Origin of the sequence: Streptomyces sp. CRCS-T-1 (assembly GCF_024442335.1) — a bacterium.
In the GTDB taxonomy this organism is placed as follows: Bacteria; Actinomycetota; Actinomycetes; order Streptomycetales; family Streptomycetaceae; genus Streptomyces; species Streptomyces koelreuteriae.
Window position 1 is genome coordinate 3505608 of the sequence record NZ_CP101651.1, and the last position, 22720, is coordinate 3528327.

Here is a 22720-nt window from a genome sequence, read left to right on the forward strand (position 1 = left end):
CGAGTGGGGAAGAGGTGCACCCATCAACGGCCTACTGTGACAGACACGCCCGATTGAGTACGTAGCGGGTAAGCGGCAGGTAGTAATCAGATCGCACGCCGTCATCAAGTGGAACGACGACGGACACATGCCCCTCCGCCTGCCCGACGAACGGGGCGGGGTCGTCCGTATCGGCCGGCCCGATGGCCTCGAACCCCAGCTGACCTGCTCCGCAGACCCACCCATGGTCCCCGATCACCAGCTCGGGAAGCGGCCCGCCGGCCTCCGCCGCGGCGGCCAGCGCGATACGAACCGGGAGCGGGGAGTGCGTATGTGCGCCGGGCTCACAACCGGGGCGTTCCGCCTCGGGCGCCCGCACCAGCGCGACTCCTCGTACGTAGTCGAGGTTGTACGTGCGTAGGCCGAACCGGGTCGTTATGTCGACACAGCGACCCTGCGCGGGGGTGAGAACCGCACATCCAGCCGCCGACAGCGCGTCTGCCAGAGCGGCGTAGAAGCCGAGCAGCCGATGCGGGTGCCCGGTACCGAGAAGCACCGGAGCACCCCGCCGGGCGGCATCGGCGAGACGGTCCGCGAAGGCGTCCAGCGCGGCCACCGTCCGCAGCGGATCGATCACGTCCTGGCCGAAAGTCCGTCGAGAATCGGCCGAAACCCCGCACCGGTCCGCCATCAGCTCAAGCAATTCCCGCTGCTTCCAAGGCCCTTCGGGATCGATGCCGAGCAGCACCCGGGGGTCCCGGGCGGCGAAGAGCCGGTAGCTGCGCAGGCTCTCCTCACGCGATGTGGCCACGGTACCGGCGAGGCGCGCACCCACCAGGTGCGTACGCAGGACTTCGGGGGTCAGCACGAGAAGATCGTCCGCGACCGGGTCCTCACCTGTCCCGGGAACCGGCGAACACCGCTCGGTCGGCCTACCGGGCCCACCCCGCCCACCAGGGGCGCCTCACCCCGGCAGCAGCCCCCGCAGCGGGAACACCGCCCGCCGGGCCGCCAGCACCGCCTGGTCCAGCCGGTCCGCCGGGTCGTACCCCGCCTCCCAGCCGGTCCACTCCACGGGCCAGCGCCCGTCCGTCATCCGCGCCGGGGCCAACTGCCGTGTCCGCGCGAACACTTCCTGCCGCCACCCCTCGGGGATCACCGCCTCGGGCTCGACCTCCCGGTGCGCCGCGATGGCGACCAGATGCGTCCACGACCTCGGTACGACGTCCACCACCGCGTAGCCACCCCCGCCCAGGGCCACCCACCGGCCGTCGGCGTACTCGTGCGCCAGGTCGTGACAGGCCACCTGCACGGCCCGCTGCGCGTCCAGCGACACGGCCAGATGCGCGAGCGGATCCTCGAAGTGCGTATCGGCCCCGTGCTGTGTCACCAGCACCTGCGGCCGGAAGTCGGCGATCAGCTCCGGCACCACGGAATGGAACGCCCGCAGCCACCCGGCGTCCCCGGTCCCGGCCGGCAGCGCCACATTCACCGCCGAGCCCTCCGCGGAGTCCGCCCCGGTCTCCTCCGGCCACCCGGTCTGCGGGAACAGCGTCCTCGGATGCTCGTGCAGCGAGATCGTCAGCACCCGCGGGTCGTCCCAGAACGCCGCCTGGACCCCGTCCCCGTGATGCACGTCGACGTCGATGTAGGCGACCCGCTCGGCCCCGAGCTCCAGCAGCCGGGCGATCGCCAGCGACGCGTCGTTGTAGATACAGAACCCGGACGCACCACCGGGCATCGCGTGATGCAGCCCGCCCGCGAAGTTCACCGCGTGCGGCGTCTCCCCACGCCACACGGCCTCCGCCGCCCCCACCGACTGCCCGGCGATCAGCGCCGACACCTCGTGCATCCCCGCGAAGGCCGGATCGTCCATCGTCCCCAGCCCGTACGACTGGTCCGCCGCGCCCGGATCGGCCGACGCGGCCTTCACCGCCTCGATGTAGTCCTCCCGGTGGACGAGCCGCAGCGTCGACTCCCCGGCCGCCTTCGCGGCGACCACCTCCACCTCACGGTCCAGCCCGAAGGCGTCGACCAGTCTCCGGGTCAGCGCGAGCCGGACCGGGTCCATCGGATGCCCGGGACCGAAGTCATAGCCCGTTACTGCCTCGTCCCACATCAGCTGTGCGCGGCCGCTCATGACCGCCACCGTATCGGTCCGGTTGAGCGGCGAACGACCGGGCGTACACCAGCGTCACCAGCACCAACACCATCGGCACGAGCATGGCCCCGCGGTAACTCCACAGATCCCCGAGCGCACCCACCAACGGCGAACCGATCAAGAACCCCACATAGTTGAAGACATTCAGCCGGGCGACGGCCGCGTCCGAAGCCCCCGGGAACAACCGGCCGGCCGCCGCGAACGTCTGCGGCACCAGCACACACAACCCCAGCCCCAGCAGCGTGAACCCCAGCATCCCGACCCACGCCCCGGGCGCCCCCGCCACCACGGCGAACCCACCCGCCGCGACCAGCGCCCCGGCCCGCACCACAGCCACGGCCCCGAACCGCCGCACGCCGAAGTCCCCCAACGTCCGCCCCAGCAGCGTGGTGACCATGTACACGTTGTACGGCACCGTCGCCATCTGCTCCGAGCTGCCGAGCACGTCCTGCAGATACTTCGCACTCCAGTTGGAGACCGTCGAGTCCCCGATGTACGCGACGGTCATCACCAGACACAGCGGCAACAGCAACTTGAACGCGAGGCCCTGCCCCTCGCCCGCCTTCTCCCCGACCCCGGACTCCGCCACCTGGCCCGCATCGCCGCCGTCGACATACCACCGGCTCCCCACCAGCACAGCCGGCAACAGCACCACCACGACCGGCAGATACGACACCCACAACGCCAGATCCCAGTGCGCCCCCACCCACGCCAGCGAGGCCCCCACGATCCCGCCCAGGCTGTAGACCGCGTGAAAACTGAGCATGATGCTGCGCCCGTACGACCGCTGCAGGCTCACCCCGAGCATGTTCATCGACGCGTCCAGCACCCCGACGGCGAGCCCGAACGCCGCGAGCGCGACTCCCAGCTCCACCATCCGCTCCCCGGCCCCGACCCCGAGCAACGCCAGCAGCACCACGGGCTGGGACCACCGCAGCAGCCGGCTCGGCGGCACCCGCTTCACCAGCCGCTCGGTGCTGACGCTCCCGACCCCGGCGAGGATCGGCACGGCGGCCAGGAAGGCGGGCAGCAACGCGTCGGAAACCCCGTACCGGTCCTGGATGGCCGGGATCCGCGTCACGAGCAGAGCGAAGGCGACCCCCTGCACCAAGAAGCTGAACGCCAAAGAGCCCCTGCCGCGCCGCAGCACATCAGTCATGGCGGCGAGCGTAGGGCCCCGGCTTACCCGTGGGTAGATCCAGCCAAAGATGAATTTGCCTCATCTTCCGCGGGGTCACACCAGCAGATCGGCCAGCTCCCCCATGTCGGAGAAGAGCCGGGTGGCGCCGGCGAGCTTCTCGGGCGGTGTCATGGCGGTGAATCCGTACACGTCCATCCCGGCCGCGACCGCCGCCCGCACCCCCAGCGGACTGTCCTCGACGACGACACACCGCTCCGGCGCGACCCCCATCCGCTCGGCGGCGTACAGAAACAGATCGGGAGCCGGCTTCCCCCGCCCGACGTCCTGCGAGCTGAAGATCCGCCCCTCGTCGAACCACTGGCTGAGCCCGGTCGTCCGATGCCCCACCCGAATCCGCTCATGGCTCCCGGACGAGGCCACGCAGTACGGCACCCCGTCCGCGGCGAGCTTCTCCAGAACACCGGAGGCCCCGGCCACAGCCACGAGCTCCTTCTCGAACGCCGCGAACACCCGCGCATGAAAGACGTCGTCGAAGCTCTCCGGCAGTCGTTGTCCCGTCCGTTCGAGAACCAGCTCATGAATCCGGTGCATCGCCGACCCCATGTAGTCCCGAATGGACTCCTCGTACGAGGTCGGATGCCCGAGCTCGGTGAGATACGCGGCCAGCAGCCGGTTGGAGATGGGCTCGCTGTCGACGAGGACACCGTCGTTGTCGAAGATCACGAGGTCGTAGTTCATATCCACGACCCTAAACGCAGAAAACCCCCGTATCCGAAGATACGGGGGTTTCCTTGAATGATTGTTCGGCGGCGTCCTACTCTCCCACAGGGTCCCCCCTGCAGTACCATCGGCGCTGAAAGGCTTAGCTTCCGGGTTCGGAATGTAACCGGGCGTTTCCCTAACGCTAAAACCACCGAAACACTATGAAACTGTAAACTGCCGCACCACACCGTGACCTGGGTATGGGGCTGTTCGTGGTTTCAGAACCAACACAGTGGACGCGAGCAACTGAGGACAAGCCCTCGGCCTATTAGTACCGGTCAACTCCACACGTTACCGTGCTTCCATATCCGGCCTATCAACCCAGTCGTCTACTGGGAGCCTTACCCTCTCAAGGAGGTGGGAATACTCATCTCGAAGCAGGCTTCCCGCTTAGATGCTTTCAGCGGTTATCCCTCCCGAACGTAGCCAACCAGCCATGCCCTTGGCAGAACAACTGGCACACCAGAGGTTCGTCCGTCCCGGTCCTCTCGTACTAGGGACAGCCCTTCTCAATATTCCTACGCGCACAGCGGATAGGGACCGAACTGTCTCACGACGTTCTAAACCCAGCTCGCGTACCGCTTTAATGGGCGAACAGCCCAACCCTTGGGACCGACTCCAGCCCCAGGATGCGACGAGCCGACATCGAGGTGCCAAACCATCCCGTCGATATGGACTCTTGGGGAAGATCAGCCTGTTATCCCCGGGGTACCTTTTATCCGTTGAGCGACGGCGCTTCCACAAGCCACCGCCGGATCACTAGTCCCGACTTTCGTCCCTGCTCGACCCGTCGGTCTCACAGTCAAGCTCCCTTGTGCACTTACACTCAACACCTGATTGCCAACCAGGCTGAGGGAACCTTTGGGCGCCTCCGTTACTCTTTAGGAGGCAACCGCCCCAGTTAAACTACCCATCAGACACTGTCCCTGATCCGGATCACGGACCCAGGTTAGACATCCAGCACGACCAGACTGGTATTTCAACGACGACTCCACCCACACTGGCGTGCGAGTTTCAAAGTCTCCCAGCTATCCTACACAAGCCGAACCGAACACCAATATCAAACTGTAGTAAAGGTCCCGGGGTCTTTCCGTCCTGCTGCGCGAAACGAGCATCTTTACTCGTAGTGCAATTTCACCGGGCCTATGGTTGAGACAGTCGAGAAGTCGTTACGCCATTCGTGCAGGTCGGAACTTACCCGACAAGGAATTTCGCTACCTTAGGATGGTTATAGTTACCACCGCCGTTTACTGGCGCTTAAGTTCTCAGCTTCGCCACCCCGAAGAGTGACTAACCGGTCCCCTTAACGTTCCAGCACCGGGCAGGCGTCAGTCCGTATACATCGCCTTACGGCTTCGCACGGACCTGTGTTTTTAGTAAACAGTCGCTTCTCGCTGGTCTCTGCGGCCACCCCCAGCTCAGAGCGCAAAGCTCATCACCGGATGTGGCCCCCCTTCTCCCGAAGTTACGGGGGCATTTTGCCGAGTTCCTTAACCATAGTTCACCCGAACGCCTCGGTATTCTCTACCTGACCACCTGAGTCGGTTTAGGGTACGGGCCGCCATGAAACTCGCTAGAGGCTTTTCTCGACAGCATAGGATCATCCACTTCACCACAATCGGCTCGGCATCAGGTCTCAGCCACATGTGCGACGGATTTACCTATCGCACGGCCTACACCCTTACCCCGGGACAACCACCGCCCGGGATGGACTACCTTCCTGCGTCACCCCATCACTCACCTACTACCAACTTGGGTCACCGGCTCCACCACTTTCCTTTCCCCGAAGGGTCCGGAACGGCTTCACGGGCTTAGCATCACTGGATTCGATGTTTGACGCTTCACAGCGGGTACCGGAATATCAACCGGTTATCCATCGACTACGCCTGTCGGCCTCGCCTTAGGTCCCGACTTACCCTGGGCAGATCAGCTTGACCCAGGAACCCTTAGTCAATCGGCGCACACGTTTCTCACGTGTGAATCGCTACTCATGCCTGCATTCTCACTCGTCAACCGTCCACAACTCGCTTACGCGGCTGCTTCACCCGGCAGACGACGCTCCCCTACCCATCACAGCGGGCGTTGGCCCTGTTGCTGCAATGACACGACTTCGGCGGTACGCTTGAGCCCCGCTACATTGTCGGCGCGGAATCACTAGACCAGTGAGCTATTACGCACTCTTTCAAGGGTGGCTGCTTCTAAGCCAACCTCCTGGTTGTCTCTGCGACTCCACATCCTTTCCCACTTAGCGTACGCTTAGGGGCCTTAGTCGATGCTCTGGGCTGTTTCCCTCTCGACCATGGAGCTTATCCCCCACAGTCTCACTGCCGCGCTCTCACTTACCGGCATTCGGAGTTTGGCTAAGGTCAGTAACCCGGTAGGGCCCATCGCCTATCCAGTGCTCTACCTCCGGCAAGAAACACACGACGCTGCACCTAAATGCATTTCGGGGAGAACCAGCTATCACGGAGTTTGATTGGCCTTTCACCCCTAACCACAGGTCATCCCCCAGGTTTTCAACCCTGGTGGGTTCGGTCCTCCACGAAGTCTTACCTCCGCTTCAACCTGCCCATGGCTAGATCACTCCGCTTCGGGTCTTGAGCGTGCTACTGAATCGCCCTGTTCGGACTCGCTTTCGCTACGGCTTCCCCACCCGGGTTAACCTCGCAACACACCGCAAACTCGCAGGCTCATTCTTCAAAAGGCACGCAGTCACGAGATGGAAGCAAGCTTCCATCCGACGCTCCCACGGCTTGTAGGCACACGGTTTCAGGTACTATTTCACTCCGCTCCCGCGGTACTTTTCACCATTCCCTCACGGTACTATCCGCTATCGGTCACCAGGGAATATTTAGGCTTAGCGGGTGGTCCCGCCAGATTCACACGGGATTTCTCGGGCCCCGTGCTACTTGGGTGTCTCTCAAACGAGCCGTTGACGTTTCGACTACGGGGGTCTTACCCTCTACGCCGGACCTTTCGCATGTCCTTCGCCTACATCAACGGTTTCTGACTCGTCTCACAGCCGGCAGACTGTGAAAGAGAGATCCCACAACCCCGTATACGCAACCCCTGCCGGGTCTCACACGCATACGGTTTGGCCTCATCCGGTTTCGCTCGCCACTACTCCCGGAATCACGGTTGTTTTCTCTTCCTGCGGGTACTGAGATGTTTCACTTCCCCGCGTTCCCTCCACACTGCCTATGTGTTCAGCAGCGGGTGACAGCCCATGACGACTGCCGGGTTTCCCCATTCGGAAACCCCCGGATCAAAGCCTGGTTGACGACTCCCCGGGGACTATCGTGGCCTCCCACGTCCTTCATCGGTTCCTGGTGCCAAGGCATCCACCGTGCGCCCTTAAAAACTTGGCCACAGATGCTCGCGTCCACTGTGCAGTTCTCAAACAACGACCAGCCACCCATCACCCCCGGTTCACACCGGAGTTCACTGGGGCCGGCGACTGAGGAAAAGTTCGTTCCCTCAGACACCCAACAGCGTGCCCGGCCGGCTCCCGTCCGAAGATCAGCGTTCCACGCCCCCAAAGGGAGCAGTACTAGCAGCCTCCGACCCGAGAATCCGGCCGAATAGTCAACGTTCCACCCATGAGCAACCAGCATCAGACGTTCGCTGATGTACTGGCCTCTGACCTCACCCCGAGGGGATCGGCAAGAAGTGCTCCTTAGAAAGGAGGTGATCCAGCCGCACCTTCCGGTACGGCTACCTTGTTACGACTTCGTCCCAATCGCCAGTCCCACCTTCGACAGCTCCCTCCCACAAGGGGTTGGGCCACCGGCTTCGGGTGTTACCGACTTTCGTGACGTGACGGGCGGTGTGTACAAGGCCCGGGAACGTATTCACCGCAGCAATGCTGATCTGCGATTACTAGCGACTCCGACTTCATGGGGTCGAGTTGCAGACCCCAATCCGAACTGAGACCGGCTTTTTGAGATTCGCTCCACCTCGCGGTATCGCAGCTCATTGTACCGGCCATTGTAGCACGTGTGCAGCCCAAGACATAAGGGGCATGATGACTTGACGTCGTCCCCACCTTCCTCCGAGTTGACCCCGGCGGTCTCCCGTGAGTCCCCAGCACCACAAGGGCCTGCTGGCAACACGGGACAAGGGTTGCGCTCGTTGCGGGACTTAACCCAACATCTCACGACACGAGCTGACGACAGCCATGCACCACCTGTACACCGACCACAAGGGGGCGCCTGTCTCCAGACGTTTCCGGTGTATGTCAAGCCTTGGTAAGGTTCTTCGCGTTGCGTCGAATTAAGCCACATGCTCCGCCGCTTGTGCGGGCCCCCGTCAATTCCTTTGAGTTTTAGCCTTGCGGCCGTACTCCCCAGGCGGGGCACTTAATGCGTTAGCTGCGGCACGGACAACGTGGAATGTTGCCCACACCTAGTGCCCACCGTTTACGGCGTGGACTACCAGGGTATCTAATCCTGTTCGCTCCCCACGCTTTCGCTCCTCAGCGTCAGTATCGGCCCAGAGATCCGCCTTCGCCACCGGTGTTCCTCCTGATATCTGCGCATTTCACCGCTACACCAGGAATTCCGATCTCCCCTACCGAACTCTAGCCTGCCCGTATCGACTGCAGACCCGGGGTTAAGCCCCGGGCTTTCACAACCGACGTGACAAGCCGCCTACGAGCTCTTTACGCCCAATAATTCCGGACAACGCTCGCGCCCTACGTATTACCGCGGCTGCTGGCACGTAGTTAGCCGGCGCTTCTTCTGCAGGTACCGTCACTTTCGCTTCTTCCCTGCTGAAAGAGGTTTACAACCCGAAGGCCGTCATCCCTCACGCGGCGTCGCTGCATCAGGCTTTCGCCCATTGTGCAATATTCCCCACTGCTGCCTCCCGTAGGAGTCTGGGCCGTGTCTCAGTCCCAGTGTGGCCGGTCGCCCTCTCAGGCCGGCTACCCGTCGTCGCCTTGGTGAGCCATTACCTCACCAACAAGCTGATAGGCCGCGGGCTCATCCTTCACCGCCGGAGCTTTTAACCTCCACTCAGGAGAGTGGAGGTGTTATCCGGTATTAGACCCCGTTTCCAGGGCTTGTCCCAGAGTGAAGGGCAGATTGCCCACGTGTTACTCACCCGTTCGCCACTAATCCACCCCGAAGGGCTTCATCGTTCGACTTGCATGTGTTAAGCACGCCGCCAGCGTTCGTCCTGAGCCAGGATCAAACTCTCCGTGAATGTGTACCGGTAATCCGGTCGACACCACGAGAGCGGAACAGTCAGGCGGAATAGGCCCGACCGTTCACAGCGTCCTCGCTGTGTTTTTTCAAAGGAACCTCGTCCCAGCGAATGCTGGAGACGGGGTATCAACATATCTGGCGTTGACTTTTGGCACGCTGTTGAGTTCTCAAGGAACGGTCGCTTCCTTTGTACTCACCCTCTCGGGCTTTCCTCCGGGCGCTTCCCTTCGGTCTTGCGTTTCCGACTCTATCAGATCTTTCCGATCCGATTTCCTCGGCGCTTTCCAGGTTCCCGCTTCCGCGTTTCCCTTTCCGGCGGTTCCGACTCTATCAGATCCTTTCGGGCCTGACTCCCAGTCAGAGGGGGGTTGTCTTTGCGGCTGTTGGGCCGTTCCGACGAGTGAGACTTTAGCGGATTCCCCGGCTCCCGAGCGAATCGGGGGCCGCGTCCTTTCGAACGAGGATTCCTCATTCCGTAAATACGCATACCAATGAAACGACGACAGCTGTGCTGCGCATCGAAGAGTGGTGGGTACTTCCGGAGTGGCTGCCCGGGGACCGACCGGGGTCGGCGCTCACGTCGGGCAACTCGGAGAACACTACGGATCGGGTCTGGGCGTGTCAACTCAAGGGCGGGCGGCACTCCAGGGGCGTAGTCTGCGATGCATGACGACGCGTACGTGCACCCAACTGTGGTGGGCCGCCTGACGGCGGCCGCTCTCGCGTATGCATTCAACGGCCGCCGCTTCGGCGGCCGTTCTTGTTTCTCCCTCCGGAACCACTGAGGGGCGGCCGCCCGGGGCGGCGGTCCCGGGCAGGAGGAGGAGAGATGACACGGGTCTTCAGCGGGGTCAAGCCGACGGGGCATCTGACGCTGGGGAACTACCTGGGAGCCATGCGGCGGTGGGCCGCCGTCGACCAGCACGAGGCCGATGCCTTGTTCTGCGTCGTCGATCTGCACGCGCTGACCGTGGAGCACGATCCGGCGCGGGTGCGCCGGCTGAGTCGGCAGGCGGCGACGCTGCTGCTGGCGTCCGGGCTGGATCCCGAGGTCTGCACGGTGTTCGTGCAGAGTCATGTGGATGAGCACGCTCGGCTGTCGTACGTACTGGAGTGTGTGGCCACCGACGGTGAGATGCGGCGGATGATCCAGTACAAGGAGAAGGCCGCGCGGGAGCAGCGGCGGGGTGGGAGTGTGCGGCTGTCGCTGCTGACCTACCCGGTGCTGATGGCGGCGGACATCCTGGCCTACGGGGCCGGTGAGGTGCCGGTCGGGGACGATCAGCGGCAGCATGTGGAGCTGGCGCGGGACATCGCCGTGCGGTTCAACCAGCGGTACGGGCATACGTTCGTGGTGCCTCGGGCCACGCGTCCCGAGGTCGCGGCTCGGGTGATGAATCTGCAGGATCCGATGTCGAAGATGGGCAAGAGCGACGACGTCGGGCCGGGGATCGTCTATCTGCTGGACGAGCCGGACGTGGTGCGGAAGAAGGTCATGCGGGCGGTGACCGACAGCGGGTCGGAGGTCGTGTACGACCGGGAGGAGCGGCCGGGGCTCGCGAATCTGCTGGAGATTCTCGCCGCGTGCTCGGGTGGGAGCCCGCAGGAGCTGGCCGGGGCGTATCGGTCGTACGGGGATCTGAAGAAGGATGCCGCCGAGGCTGTGGTCGAGGTGTTGCGGCCTGTGCAGGAGCGGCACAAGGAGTTGTGCGCTGATCCCGGGTATGTGGAGCGCGTGCTGCGGGACGGGGCGGAGCGGGCTCGGGGGATGGCGCGGCCGACCGTGGATGCCGCCTATCGCGCGATCGGGTTGCTGCCGGCCGTGGCAGAGGTGGCCGAGGCCGGTGCCGGGGTGACCGTGTGAGGTGACGCGGGCGGTGGGGGCGGGTGTGGGTGGCCCGCCCCCGGTGCTCAGCTGTTCTTGCCGGAGGCCAGGGCGCGGCTGCGGTCGCGGGCGGCTTCGAGGGCGGCGATGAGGGCGGCTCGTACGCCGTGGTTCTCGAGTTCGCGGATGGCGTTGATCGTCGTGCCGGCGGGGGACGTGACGTTCTCGCGGAGCTTGACCGGGTGTTCGCCGCTGTCGCGGAGCATCGTCGCGGCGCCGATGGCGGACTGGACGATGAGGTCGTGGGCCTTGTCGCGGGGCAGGCCGAGGAGGATTCCGGCGTCGGTCATGGCTTCGACCAGGTAGAAGAAGTAGGCCGGGCCGGAGCCGGAGAGGGCCGTGCAGGCGTCCTGCTGGGACTCGGGGACGCGGAGGGTCTTGCCGACGGCGCCGAAGATCTCCTCGGTGTGGGCGAGGTGGCCGGCGGTGGCGTGGGTGCCGGCGGAGATGACGGACATCGCCTCGTCGACCAGGGCCGGGGTGTTCGTCATGACGCGGATGACGGGGGTGTCGGGGGCGAGGCGCTCCTCGAAGTACGCCGTGGGGATGCCCGCGGCGCCGCTGATGACCAGGCGGTCGGCGGGCACATGGGGGGCGAGTTCGTCGAGGAGCGTGCCCATGTCCTGCGGTTTGACCGTGAGGATCAGGGTGTCGGCGGTCTTCGCGGCTTCCGGGTTGGTGACCGGGGTGACGCCGTAGCGGGTGCGGAGTTCGTCGGCTCGTTCCTGGCGGCGGGAGGTGACCAGGAGGTCGGCCGGGTTCCAGCCGGCGCGGATCATTCCGCTGAGCAGGGCTTCGCCGATCTTGCCGGTGCCTAGGACTGCGACTTTCTGGGTCATGGCTGGGGTGCCCTCCGGGGGTTGCGCGTCGTCCGGGTTCATCCTCGCACTCGGGGGGCGGTGGGGCGGGGTCGTGTCCGGTGGGCGGGATGTCGGGGCGGGATGTCGGGCGGACCGGCTCACGCCGTCCTGCGTCGTAGGGTCGCCGCGCCCAGGGTGAGGACCAGGAGGGCGCAGCCCGCCACGATCAGGGTGTCTCGTACGAAGGTGGCCGTCATGTCGGTGTGGTGGAGGACCTCGTTCATGCCGTCCACCGCGTACGACATGGGGAGGACGTCGGAGAGGGTCTCCAGGGCCGGGTGCATGTTGTCGCGCGGGGTGAACAGGCCGCAGAGGAGGAGCTGGGGGAAGATCACCGCCGGCATGAACTGGACGGCCTGGAATTCCGAGGCCGCGAAGGCCGAGACGAAGAGGCCGAGGGCGGTGCCGAGGAGGGCGTCGAGGAGGGCCACCAGGAGGAGGAGCCAGGGGCTGCCGGTGACGTCGAGGCCGAGGAACCAGACCGCGAGGCCGGTGGCCAGGGCGGACTGGATGATCGCGAGGGTGCCGAAGGCGAGGGCGTAGCCGGCGATCAGGTCGCCCTTGCCTAGGGGCATGGCGAGGAGGCGTTCGAGGGTGCCGGAGGTGCGTTCGCGCAGGGTGGCGATGGAGGTCACCAGGAACATCGTGATCAGCGGGAAGATCCCGAGGAGCGATGCGCCGATGCTGTCGAAGGTGCGGGGGTTGGCGTCGAAGACGTAGCGGAGCAGGAGCAGCATCACGCAGGGGATGAGGATCAGGAGCGCGATGGTGCGGGGGTCGTGGGTGAGCTGGCGCAGGACGCGGGTGGTGGTGGCTGTGGTGCGGGCCGCGCTCAAGGCTTTCGGTGAGGTGTTCGGTGGCGTGTGCGGCGGGGTGTTCGGTGGGGTGAGCGTGGTCGTCATCGCGTTGTCTCCTTCGGGTGGGATGCCGCATTCGCTTCGTCGACCAGGTGGAGGAAGGCCTCCTCGACCGTTTCGGTGGTGGTGCGGGTGCGCAGGGCGTCGGGGGTGTCGTCGGCCAGGAGCTCGCCTTCGCGCATGAGGAGGAGGCGGTGGCAGCGCTCGGCCTCGTCCATGACGTGGGACGAGACGAGGAGGGTGGCGCCGCGGCTTGTCGCGATGTCGTGGAAGAGGTTCCAGAGGTCGCGGCGCAGGACCGGGTCCAGGCCGACGGTCGGTTCGTCGAGGACCAGGAGTTCTGGGGTGCCGAGGAGGGCGACGGCCAGGGAGACGCGGTTGCGCTGGCCTCCGGAGAGGTTGCCGGCGAGGGCGTCGGTGTGGGTGGTGAGGTCGACGTCGGCGATCGCGCGGGTGACGTTCTCCGCGCGGCGGTCGGCTGCGGATCGGCCGGGGTCGAGGATCGCGGCGAAGTAGTCGAGGTTCTGGCGGACGGTCAGGTCGTCGTAGACGGACGGGGCCTGGGTGACGTAGCCGATGCGGGTGCGCAGGGTGGGGTGGCCTGCGGGGTGGCCGAGGACGTCGAGGGTGCCGGTGATCTTGGCCTGGGTGCCGACGATGGAGCGCATCAGGGTCGACTTGCCGCAGCCGGAGGGGCCCAGGAGGCCGGTGATCTGGCCTCGGGGGACGGTGAAGGCGAGGTTGTGGAGGACCTTGCGGGGGCCTCGGGTGACGGTGAGGTTTTTGGCCTGTACGGCCGGGGGGTTCGGGTTTGGGTTTGGGTTCGGGGTCGCGCCGGGGTGTGGTGAGCCGGGAGCATTATTCATCATGTGATGAATAATGCTCCCGGTGGTGGGGTGCGTCAAGCAGGGGGGATGGGGCGGGCTGGGGTTCGTCAGGTCTTGGTCTTCGCGAGCAGGAGGACCACCTCGTAGACCTCCTCGACGGAGCCGTCCGGGAAGGCGTTGAGCAGGTGCTCCCTTTCCGCGGCGAGGAAGGTCGCGGTGTGTTCCTCGTCGTTGACCAGGAAGACCGAGTGGCTGGCGATGTTGGCGAGGTGGGTGTCGACCGGGACGCGGCGGCTCCAGCGGACCGTGCGGCGGGTGAAGTCGAGGCGGCCGGTGGGGTCGGCGGCCTGGGCGTTGACGTTCCGTTTCTCGGCGGAGACGTCGATGCCGAAGTGGCGCGCGGTGCGGGCGGCGGCCTCGGCGATCCAGGGCACGTCGAGGGCGTCGGTGTTCCACCAGAGGGCGAGTGAGCCGCCGGGGCGCAGGACACGGAGGGCCTCCGGGACGGCGCGGGCGGGGTCGGTCCAGTGCCAGGCCTGGGCGTAGGTGACGAAGTCGAGGGAGGCGGTGGCGAGGGGGAGGTCGTCGCCGGTGCCGCGGATGATCGGGACGGCGGGGAGGGTGCGGCGGAATTGCGCCGCCATGCCGTCGCCGGGTTCCACCGCGATGACGTCCGCGCCTCGGGCGTTGAGGAGGGCGGTGGCTATGCCCGTGCCTGCGCCGATGTCTGCGACGCGGGAGCCGGGGAGGGGGTGGCCGGCCAGGTCTTCTATCGCGTCGAAGAGGGCTGGGGGGTAGGAGGGGCGGTTGGCCGCGTATTGGGCTGCGGCGGTGTTGAAGGAGTGGGCTCGGGTGGTTCGGGTGGTTCGGGTGGGGTGGGTTTCGGGGGTGGGTGCGGGGGCTTGGGGTGTGGGGTCTGTGGTGGTGTCGGCTCCGGTGGGGCTGTGGGCTGGGGGCGGTGTGGTCATGCGGCCATGGTGGCCGGGGGTGGGGTGCGGTGCGGTGAGATTTGGGTGAGAGGTGGCGGGTTATCGCCTTTTCTTCGAGGGGTTGCCCGAGCGGCGGGTGGTGCCCTTCTCGTGTCGCTTGCGGGCTGCCTCGTACTCCTCGCGGTGGAGCTTCTCGCCGGGGGCCTCGGTGAGGGAGCGGAAGAAGTACGCGAGCAGGGAGCCGACGAAGCCGATGGCCAGGAGGCCGCGGAGGGATGCCTGGCGGTCGGGGTCGGGGCGGCGGGTGAAGCCGTTCCAGGTGTGGCGGAAGGCCGTCGCGCTGCAGATCGTGAACATCACGGTCATGAGGAGCGTGACGAAGCCGCCGATCGCGGCGATCCGGAGGCCCTGGTAGGCGAGGCGGAGGACCAGGCAGGCCGCGGCGGCCGTGGCGAGTGAGCCGACGGATACGGCGATGCGGCGGGGGGTGTAGCCGGTGTCGTGGTTCAGCCAGGTCGTGCCGAAGAAGCGGATGGGTTCGGGCGTTGGGCCCGGGGGTGGGGTGCCGTTTTCTGCGCTCATCGGGTGATTATCGCGCTTGGCTGTGGGGTGCCTGCGGCGGCCTCTGCGGCTTTGGTGGGGGTGCGCGTCGCGCCTTCTCGCCGGTGGTGGGTCGGGGCCGCGTCGGGGGGTGTCCGTCCTCGGAACGGCGCGATGGGGTCAGACGCCGACTGACTGTCCGTTGACGCGCCAACCGCTGCGGGCGGACACCCCCCGACACGTCCCCTGCTCGCCGTACGCGGGTGCGGGCGCGTACCGGCTGAGTGCCGCACGCCGCGGGCGGCCCGTAGTGGGGGCGGGCCGCTCGCGGGTGGTGCGGTCAGGAGCAGCGGGGGCGGATGTAGCCGTCGCTGCCTGTGTTCACGTAGGCGTCCGAGATGTACTGGCCGCTTGCGATGTTGTCCCAGATGGTGGTCGTGCCGTACGGGCCCGTGACGCGGGTGCCGGGTGTCTGGCAGTGGATGGCCACCCGGGCGCCTTCCGGCAGGGTCCTGACGACCGGGTAGCCGGTGCCCGGGCCGCTGCGGACGTTGAGGCTGACGCCGGGTGCGATGGAGTAGTACGTGGCCGCGGCGGCCAGTGTGGTGACCACCGGCATGCCGGTACTGGGATTGACCTGTTCGACAGACATGAAAAACCTCCCCCGTTGGCCCCATGTCAGGCATGGGGTCCCGTTGATTCCCCTGAATCACGCCATCAAACACTTGTGCGTGATTCGCCAGCGGAGGCTAGCAAGCCGCCTCTGTCTCGTACGAGTCATCGACTAGGCTCCGAGCGTCGCGCGCGCGGACGATCAGCACGGGGGTGGTTCCATGGCGGCGCAGGGACACACCGGAGCGGGCCCGGAAGCGGAACTTCCTGAATATGCCGGTCACTACCGGCTCGAGGAGTGTCTGGGCTCGGGCGGCATGGGGGTCGTGCATCTGGCCCGGAGTACCTCCGGGATGAAGCTGGCCGTGAAGGTCGTGCACGCGCAGTTCGCCGAGGACGCCGAGTTCAGGGGGCGTTTCCGGCAGGAGGTGGCGGCGGCCCGGCGGGTCAGCGGGGCCTTCACCGCGCCTGTCGTGGATGCCGATCCCGAGGCCGGGCGGCCCTGGATGGCCACGCTGTTCATCCCGGGGTCGACGCTGGCCCAGGAGGTGAAGCGGAACGGGCCCTTGGCTCCGGCGCAGTTGCGGCGGCTGATGGCCGGGCTCGCGGAGGCGCTGCGCGACATCCATCGGGTCGGGGTCGTGCACCGGGACCTGAAGCCGAGCAACGTGCTGCTCGCCGAGGACGGGCCGAAGGTCATCGACTTCGGCATTTCCCGGCCAAAGGACAGCGAGTTGCGGACCGAGACCGGGAAGCTGATCGGTACGCCGCCCTTCATGGCGCCCGAGCAGTTCCGGCGGCCCAGGGAAGTGGGGCCCGCCGCCGATGTGTTCGCCCTCGGGTCCGTGATGGTCCATGCGGCCACCGGGCGGGGGCCTTTCGACTCCGACAGTCCGTATGTCGTCGCCTATCAGGTGGTGCATGACGAGCCCGATCTGGCCGGCGTACCGGAGCAGCTCGCGCCGCTCGTGCTGCGGTGTCTCGCCAAGGAGCCCGAGGACCGGCCCTCTCCCGACGAGTTGATGCGGGAACTGCGGTCGGTTTCGGCGTCGTACGACACGCAGGTTTTCATACCGGCGCAGCGGGGGGACGAGGCGCCGGGTGCGGGTGAGGCGGTGGCCGCGACGCCTTCCGTCGTGTCCCCGCGACGGCGGTTCGGGGCGCGTCTCGGCAAGCGGGCCGTTCTGGGGGCCGGTGCCCTTGGGCTGGCCGTCGCCGGGGGGTTCGCGGTGGTGCCTCTGCTCGGGGGTGGGTCTGCTCCGGCGCCCGCGGCCAGCGCGCCGCGGACGACGGCTGCCGCCTTCACGGCGTGGGAGGCGACGCCCTTGTCCAAGGCGGGCGGCACCCCCTTGTGCTCCTACGCGGCCGGGAAGTTGCTGTGCGCGCAGAGTGGGCTGATCTTCGCTCTCGATCCGGACGACGGGCGTCTGCTGTGGAAGTACCCGCTGGAGGGGATCGCCGCCGAGGGGCCGGTGAGTGAGGCCCCGGTCGTGTCGGGTGATCGGGTGCTGGCCGGGCTCGGCCATGGGCAGCGGCTGACCCTGCTCGATCCGGACTCGGGTGATGTGGTGCGGCGGCAGGCCATGACCATGAACGGTGGGGTGGCGGCGGTGGGCGGGATGGTGCTGCTCACCGCGGCCGACGGCACGGTGACCGGTGTGGACAGCGCCTCCGGGGACGTGAAGTGGCGTCAGCCGATCTCGGGGCAGGCGGTGCCGTACTTCACGGTGTTCCCCGGGGATCCGCTGGCGTATGCGGCGACCGTGTCCGACGACGGGGCCACGACGAAGGTGACGGCGGTGGATCCCGGCACCGGCGAGGTGCGGTGGGACGCGCGGCTCGAGGGGGCGTTGGAGCCGATCGGGACCGAGGGCGGGTCGGTCGTGTTCCTCTCGGGCGATGCCGTGCAAGGGGACGCCCGGGCCGTGGTGCGGTACAGCCCGGAGGGGCGGACGAGCGAGCGGGTGCCGTTGCGTATCCCGTTGCAGGGGGTTCAGGGCAGTGTGCGCGGGGACGTCGTCCATCTGATGGCGGACAGCGGGGGGCTGGTCGCCGTCGATCTGAAGGCGCGCAAGCAGCTGTGGAGTCTGCAGACCGGGGTGGCCCGGGGGTCCGTCCCCGTCGCCGGTGATCGGTATGTGTACGTCACCACGCCGGACGGGCGGCTGCTCGCCGTCGACGGGCGGCGCGGGAAGCTCGTCGGGCAGACGTCTCCCCGGCTGGCGGAGCAGTCGGACCGGGTTCCGGCCACGCTGCCCACGCCCGTGGTCGTGGACGACCATGTCTTCGCCGGTGCCCCGGACGGCAGCGTCTTCGGTGTGGACGGGCGTGATCCGGCCGGGTGGTAGGGGCCGCCGCCGCGTTGTCCTTGCGGGGCGGCCCCGGGGTGGTCAGCCGAGCTTCGACACGTCCCGGACGGCGCCCTTGTCCGCGCTGGTCGCCATCGCGGCGTAGGCGCGCAGGGCGGCGGAGACCTTGCGGTCGCGGTTCTTCGGGGCGTAGACGCCGTTGAGGGCGTCCTCGCGGCGGGCCAGTTCGGCGTCGTCGACGAGGAGTTCGATGGTGCGGTTCGGGATGTCGATGCGGATGCGGTCGCCGTCCTCGACGAGGGCGATGGTGCCGCCGCCGGCCGCCTCGGGCGAGGCGTGTCCGATGGACAGGCCGGAGGTGCCGCCGGAGAAGCGGCCGTCGGTGATCAGGGCGCAGGCCTTTCCGAGGCCTCGGCCCTTCAGGTACGAGGTCGGGTAGAGCATCTCCTGCATGCCGGGGCCGCCCTTGGGGCCCTCGTAGCGGATGACGACGACGTCGCCCTCCGTGATCTGTTTCAGCAGGATCTTCTCGACGGCCTCCTCCTGCGACTCGCAGACGACCGCCGGGCCCTCGAAGGTCCAGATCGACTCGTCGACGCCGGCCGTCTTCACCACGCAGCCGTCGACCGCGAGGTTGCCCTTGAGGACCGCGAGGCCGCCGTCCTTGGAGTACGCGTGCTCGACGGAGCGGATGCAGCCGCCCTCGGCGTCCTCGTCGAGGGACGCCCAGCGCTCGGACTGGGAGAAGGCCTCGGCGGAGCGGACGCAGCCGGGGGCCGCGTGCCACAGTTCGAGGGCCTTGGGGGACGGGGAGCCGCCGCGCACGTCCCAGGTCTTGAGCCAGTCGGCGAGGGTGGGGCTGTGGACGGAGTGCACGTCCTCGTTGAGCAGGCCGCCGCGGTGCAGTTCGCCGAGGAGGGCGGGGATGCCGCCGGCGCGGTGCACGTCCTCCATGTAGTACGTGCGGTCCTTGGCGACGTTCGGGGCGACCTTGGCGAGGCAGGGGACGCGGCGCGAGACCGCGTCGATCTCCGTGAGGCCGAAGGGGACGTCCGCCTCCTGGGCCGCGGCCAGCAGGTGCAGGATCGTGTTGGTGGAGCCACCCATGGCGATGTCGAGGGCCATGGCGTTCTCGAACGCCGCGATGGTGGCGACGTTGCGCGGCAGGACCGTGTCGTCGTCCTGCTCGTAGTAGCGACGGGTGATGTCCATGACCGTGTTCGCCGCGTCGACGTAGAGCTGCTTGCGCGCGGTGTGCGTGGCCAGGACCGAGCCGTTGCCGGGCAGGGAGAGGCCGATGGCCTCGGTGAGGCAGTTCATCGAGTTGGCGGTGAACATGCCGGAACACGAGCCGCAGGTCGGACAGGCGTTCTCCTCGATACGGAGGATGTCCTCGTCCGAGATCTTGTCGTTCACGGCGTCGGAGATCGCGTCGACCAGGTCGAGGGTGCGGACCGTGCCGTCGACCAGCGTGGCGCGGCCGGACTCCATCGGGCCGCCGGAGACGAAGACCGTCGGGATGTTGAGGCGCAGGGCCGCGTTCAGCATGCCCGGGGTGATCTTGTCGCAGTTGGAGATGCAGATCAGCGCGTCGGCGCAGTGGGCCTCGACCATGTACTCGACCGAGTCCGCGATGAGGTCCCGGGAGGGCAGGCTGTAGAGCATGCCGCCGTGGCCCATGGCGATGCCGTCGTCCACCGCGATGGTGTTGAACTCGCGGGGGATGCCGCCGGCCTCGACGATCGCCTCGCTGACGATCCGGCCGACCGGCTGGAGGTGGGTGTGGCCCGGCACGAACTCGGTGAAGCTGTTGGCGACCGCGATGATCGGCTTGCGGCCGATGTCCGCACCCGGTACACCGGAGGCCCGCATAAGGGCGCGGGCGCCCGCCATGTTGCGGCCGTGGGTGACTGTGCGGGACCTCAGCTCGGGCATCGTCGCTCGCTCCTTCAGAGACTGCGTCAGAGGATTCGGAGATTTCTGACTGCTATCGAGCGTACGCCGGTCATCCAGAGGGCGGGACGGCGTGTCCGAAATGCGGGATGAGTATCTCGGCCGACGGCTGTCCTCGGCAGGTCAGGGGCCGGTGAGGTGGCCCTGTACGACCGGGGCCAGGCGGGCGATGATCTGCTCCGGGTCCGCCGAGGCCAGGGGTTCGACCTTGATGACGTAGCGCAGCATGGCCGTGCCCACGAGCTGGGCGGCGGCGAGTTCGGCGCGCAGTTCGGCGTCCGGCAGGTCCAGGCGGTCGGCGATGCGGCGCAGGACCTGGGTGGCGACGATCCGGCGGAAGACGGCGGCGGCCGTTTCGTTGGTGACGGCGGAGCGGACGATGGCGAGCAGGGGCGTGCGGGTCGCCGGGTTCTCCCAGATGCCGAAGAAGAAGCGGACCAGGCGCTCCCCCACACCGTCGAGCGGGCCGTCCTCGATGGCCTTCGGCGCCTCGATGGCCGGGGCGAAGGACTGGGTGATCGCCGCCTCGAAGACCTGCTCCTTCGTCCCGAAGTAGTGGTGCACGAGCGCCGGGTCGACCCCGGCCGCCTTGGCGATGCCGCGCACGGACGTCTTCTCGTAGCCGCGCTCGGAGAACTCGTCGCGGGCGGTGGTGAGGATGCGGTCGCGGGTGTCGGCCGATTCCGTGCGTGGGGGGCGGCCCCGGCGGCGAGGGGTGGTGTTGGTTTCGGTGCCGGGTCCGCTGCCAGTGCCGGACCGGCTGCCAGTCCCGGGTCCGCTGCCTGTGCCGGGTCCGGTCGGGGGCCGGGCGTTCATCGTCGTGGCACCTTCGCCGCCGAGGCCAGGTGGAGGCGTGTGAAGGCCAGCGCCTCCGCCAGGTCGGCCTCCCGCTCCGCGCTCGACATGGCGCGGCGGGTGTTGACCTCGATCACGACATGGCCGTCGAAGCCGGTGAGGGCGAGCCGCTCCAGCACCTCGGCGCAGGGCTGGGTGCCGCGGCCGGGCACCAGGTGCTCGTCCTTGGCCGATCCCCTGCCGTCGGCGAGGTGGACATGGCCGAGGCGGTCTCCCATGCGGTCGACCATGGCGAGCGCGTCGGAGCGGGCCGTGGCGGTGTGGCTGAGGTCGATCGTGAAGTGGCGGTAGTCGTCCTTCGTCACGTCCCAGTCGGGGGCGTACGCCAGCATCTCGCGGTCGCGGTAGCGCCAGGGGTACATGTTCTCGACGGCGAACCGTACGTCCGTCTCGTTCGCCATGCGCCAGATGCCCGTGACGAAGTCCCTGGCGTACTGGCGCTGCCAGCGGAAGGGCGGGTGCACGACGACGGTGCTCGCGTCGAGCTTCTCGGCCGCCGCGCGGGCCCGCTGGAGCTTGGTCCAGGGGTCGGTGGACCAGACGCGCTGCGTGATGAGCAGGCAGGGGGCGTGCACGGCCAGGATCGGGATCTGGTGGTAGTCGCTGAGTCTGCGCAGGGCCTCGATGTCCTGGCTCACGGGGTCCGTCCAGACCATGACCTCGACTCCGTCGTAGCCGAGGCGTGCGGCGATCTCGAAGGCCGTGGCCGTCGACTCCGGGTAGACCGAGGCCGTCGACAGGGCGACCTTCGCGTCCGGGATCTTCACGGCTGGCTCTGCCATGCAGGACAGATTACGGGGTGTGGTCGGGGCGGGGCGGGGGGCCTCTTCGCTGTTGTGGTGTTTGCCACGGCGGGGGTGCATGTCCTTCGCAGCTCTCTTACGCGGGCTCCCATGCTCTCTTACGCGGACTCCATGTGGTCCAGACGCCGCAGGATCACGCCCTCCCGCAGCGCCCACGGGCAGATCTCCACGCGCTCGACGCCGAACAGGTCCATCGCTCCCTCGGCGACCAGCGCGCCGGCCAGGAGCTGGTTGGCCCGGCCCTCGGAGACGCCCGGCAGCTCGGCCCGTTCCGCCTCCTTCATGCCGGCCAGCCTCGGGACCCAGGCCTCCAGGGACTCCCGCTTGAGCTCGCGCTGGACGTAGGGGCCCTCGGCGGAGCGGGCGGCGCCGGCGATGCGGGCGAGCTGCTTGAAGGTCTTGGACGTGGCCACGACATGGTCGGGGGAACCGATGCGGCTGAACTCGCCGACCGTGCGGGCGATCTCGGTGCGCACATGGCGGCGCAGGGCGCGGACGTCGTCCGGGGAGGGCGGGTCGCCGGGCAGCCAGCCGGAGGTGAGGCGGCCCGCTCCCAGCGGCAGCGAGACGGCCGCGTCGGGCTCCTCGTCGATGCCGTAGGCGACCTCCAGGGAGCCGCCGCCGATGTCCAGGACCAGCAGTTTCCCGGCCGACCAGCCGAACCAGCGGCGGGCGGCGAGGAAGGTGAGGCGGGCCTCCTCCGCGCCGGTGAGGACCTGGAGCTCGACGCCGGTCTCGGCGCGCACGCGCGCGAGGACGTCATCGGCGTTGCGGGCCTCGCGCACGGCGGAGGTGGCGAACGGCAGGAGGTCCTCGACGCCCTTGTCCTCGGCGGCCTGGAGCGCCTCCTGGATGACCGAGACCAGCTGGTCGACGCCGTGCGGGCCGATCGCGCCGTCGTCGTCGAGGAGCTGGGCGAGGCGCAGTTCCGCCTTGTGCGAGTGCGCGGGCAACGGGCACGCGCCGGGATGCGCGTCCACCACGAGCAGATGCACCGTGTTCGATCCCACGTCGAGGACACCGAGTCTCATGTACGGAAC

Annotated in this window: 16 protein-coding genes and 3 rRNA genes; 2 read left to right on the plus strand and 17 right to left on the minus strand. The window is 67.5% G+C overall.

What is annotated here, in order from left to right; translation table 11 throughout:
* Positions 1-31: 31 nt before the first annotated feature.
* The 7 genes from NNW99_RS15640 to NNW99_RS15670 all read right to left on the minus strand — a co-directional run bounded on the left by NNW99_RS15640 (position 32) and on the right by NNW99_RS15670 (position 9248).
* Entirely contained in the window at positions 32-847 is an 816-nt protein-coding gene (locus NNW99_RS15640) for a phosphatase (protein ID WP_215119766.1), read from the minus strand.
* A gap of 96 nt (positions 848-943) precedes the next feature.
* Entirely contained in the window at positions 944-2119 is a 1176-nt protein-coding gene (locus tag NNW99_RS15645) for an acetoin utilization protein AcuC (RefSeq protein WP_215119767.1), read from the minus strand.
* Positions 2070-3299: an MFS transporter gene (locus tag NNW99_RS15650; RefSeq protein WP_215119768.1), complete on the minus strand. Its 1230-nt coding sequence runs from the start codon at positions 3297-3299 to the stop codon at positions 2070-2072. The genes NNW99_RS15645 and NNW99_RS15650 overlap by 50 nt, the downstream gene beginning before the upstream one ends.
* A gap of 75 nt (positions 3300-3374) precedes the next feature.
* Entirely contained in the window at positions 3375-4019 is a 645-nt protein-coding gene (locus tag NNW99_RS15655) for an HAD family phosphatase (protein WP_215119769.1), read from the minus strand.
* A 63-nt stretch (positions 4020-4082) separates the two neighbouring features.
* A 5S ribosomal RNA gene (gene rrf, locus NNW99_RS15660) occupies positions 4083-4199 on the minus strand.
* Positions 4200-4291: 92 nt separating this feature from the next.
* Positions 4292-7411 (minus strand): 23S ribosomal RNA (locus NNW99_RS15665).
* Positions 7412-7723: 312 nt separating this feature from the next.
* Positions 7724-9248, minus strand: a 16S ribosomal RNA gene (locus NNW99_RS15670).
* Together the 16S, 23S and 5S rRNA genes form the textbook arrangement of a ribosomal RNA operon.
* Before the next feature lie 831 nt (positions 9249-10079).
* Between NNW99_RS15670 and trpS the strand changes: the two genes are divergently transcribed.
* Positions 10080-11114, plus strand: coding sequence for a tryptophan--tRNA ligase (gene trpS / locus NNW99_RS15675; RefSeq protein WP_215119770.1), 1035 nt, complete (start codon positions 10080-10082; stop codon positions 11112-11114).
* Between the two features lie 47 nt (positions 11115-11161).
* Here trpS and proC read toward each other — a convergent pair whose 3' ends face one another.
* The 6 genes from proC to NNW99_RS15705 form a co-directional block, all read right to left on the minus strand.
* Entirely contained in the window at positions 11162-11974 is an 813-nt protein-coding gene (gene proC, locus NNW99_RS15680; protein WP_215119771.1) for a pyrroline-5-carboxylate reductase, read from the minus strand.
* A gap of 119 nt (positions 11975-12093) precedes the next feature.
* Complete coding sequence (locus NNW99_RS15685; protein WP_215119772.1) at positions 12094-12897, minus strand: ABC transporter permease; 804 nt, start codon at positions 12895-12897, stop codon at positions 12094-12096.
* Complete coding sequence (locus tag NNW99_RS15690; RefSeq protein WP_215119773.1) at positions 12894-13721, minus strand: ABC transporter ATP-binding protein; 828 nt, start codon at positions 13719-13721, stop codon at positions 12894-12896. Before NNW99_RS15690 ends, NNW99_RS15685 begins: the two co-directional genes overlap by 4 nt.
* Positions 13722-13786: 65 nt before the next feature.
* Positions 13787-14647, minus strand: a complete 861-nt coding sequence (locus NNW99_RS15695) for a class I SAM-dependent methyltransferase (RefSeq protein WP_215119774.1) — start codon at positions 14645-14647, stop codon at positions 13787-13789.
* 60 nt (positions 14648-14707) lie between these two features.
* The gene (locus tag NNW99_RS15700) at positions 14708-15190 is read right to left on the minus strand and encodes an EamA/RhaT family transporter (protein WP_215119775.1); all 483 of its coding nucleotides are present in this window, start codon (positions 15188-15190) and stop codon (positions 14708-14710) included.
* Between the two features lie 298 nt (positions 15191-15488).
* Positions 15489-15800, minus strand: a complete 312-nt coding sequence (locus tag NNW99_RS15705) for an SH3 domain-containing protein (protein WP_215119776.1) — start codon at positions 15798-15800, stop codon at positions 15489-15491.
* A gap of 181 nt (positions 15801-15981) precedes the next feature.
* Here NNW99_RS15705 and NNW99_RS15710 point away from each other — a divergent pair, with 181 nt between their 5' ends.
* Entirely contained in the window at positions 15982-18108 is a 2127-nt protein-coding gene (locus NNW99_RS15710) for a PQQ-binding-like beta-propeller repeat protein (protein ID WP_215119777.1), read from the plus strand.
* A gap of 42 nt (positions 18109-18150) precedes the next feature.
* On the opposite strand, the gene ilvD is transcribed toward NNW99_RS15710, so the two are convergent.
* From ilvD to NNW99_RS15730, 4 genes are all read right to left on the minus strand, one after another.
* A complete protein-coding gene (gene ilvD, locus NNW99_RS15715; RefSeq protein ID WP_215119778.1) occupies positions 18151-20004 on the minus strand; it encodes a dihydroxy-acid dehydratase in 1854 nt (617 codons plus the stop codon).
* 141 nt (positions 20005-20145) lie between these two features.
* Positions 20146-20838 carry a TetR/AcrR family transcriptional regulator gene (locus NNW99_RS15720; RefSeq protein ID WP_215119779.1) on the minus strand — a complete coding sequence of 231 codons (693 nt, stop codon included), beginning with the start codon at positions 20836-20838 and terminating at the stop codon, positions 20146-20148.
* Positions 20835-21659, minus strand: coding sequence for a sugar phosphate isomerase/epimerase (locus NNW99_RS15725; protein ID WP_215119780.1), 825 nt, complete (start codon positions 21657-21659; stop codon positions 20835-20837). The genes NNW99_RS15720 and NNW99_RS15725 overlap by 4 nt, the downstream gene beginning before the upstream one ends.
* A gap of 119 nt (positions 21660-21778) precedes the next feature.
* A complete protein-coding gene (locus NNW99_RS15730) occupies positions 21779-22711 on the minus strand; it encodes a Ppx/GppA phosphatase family protein (RefSeq protein WP_215119781.1) in 933 nt (310 codons plus the stop codon).
* Positions 22712-22720: the final 9 nt, after the last annotated feature.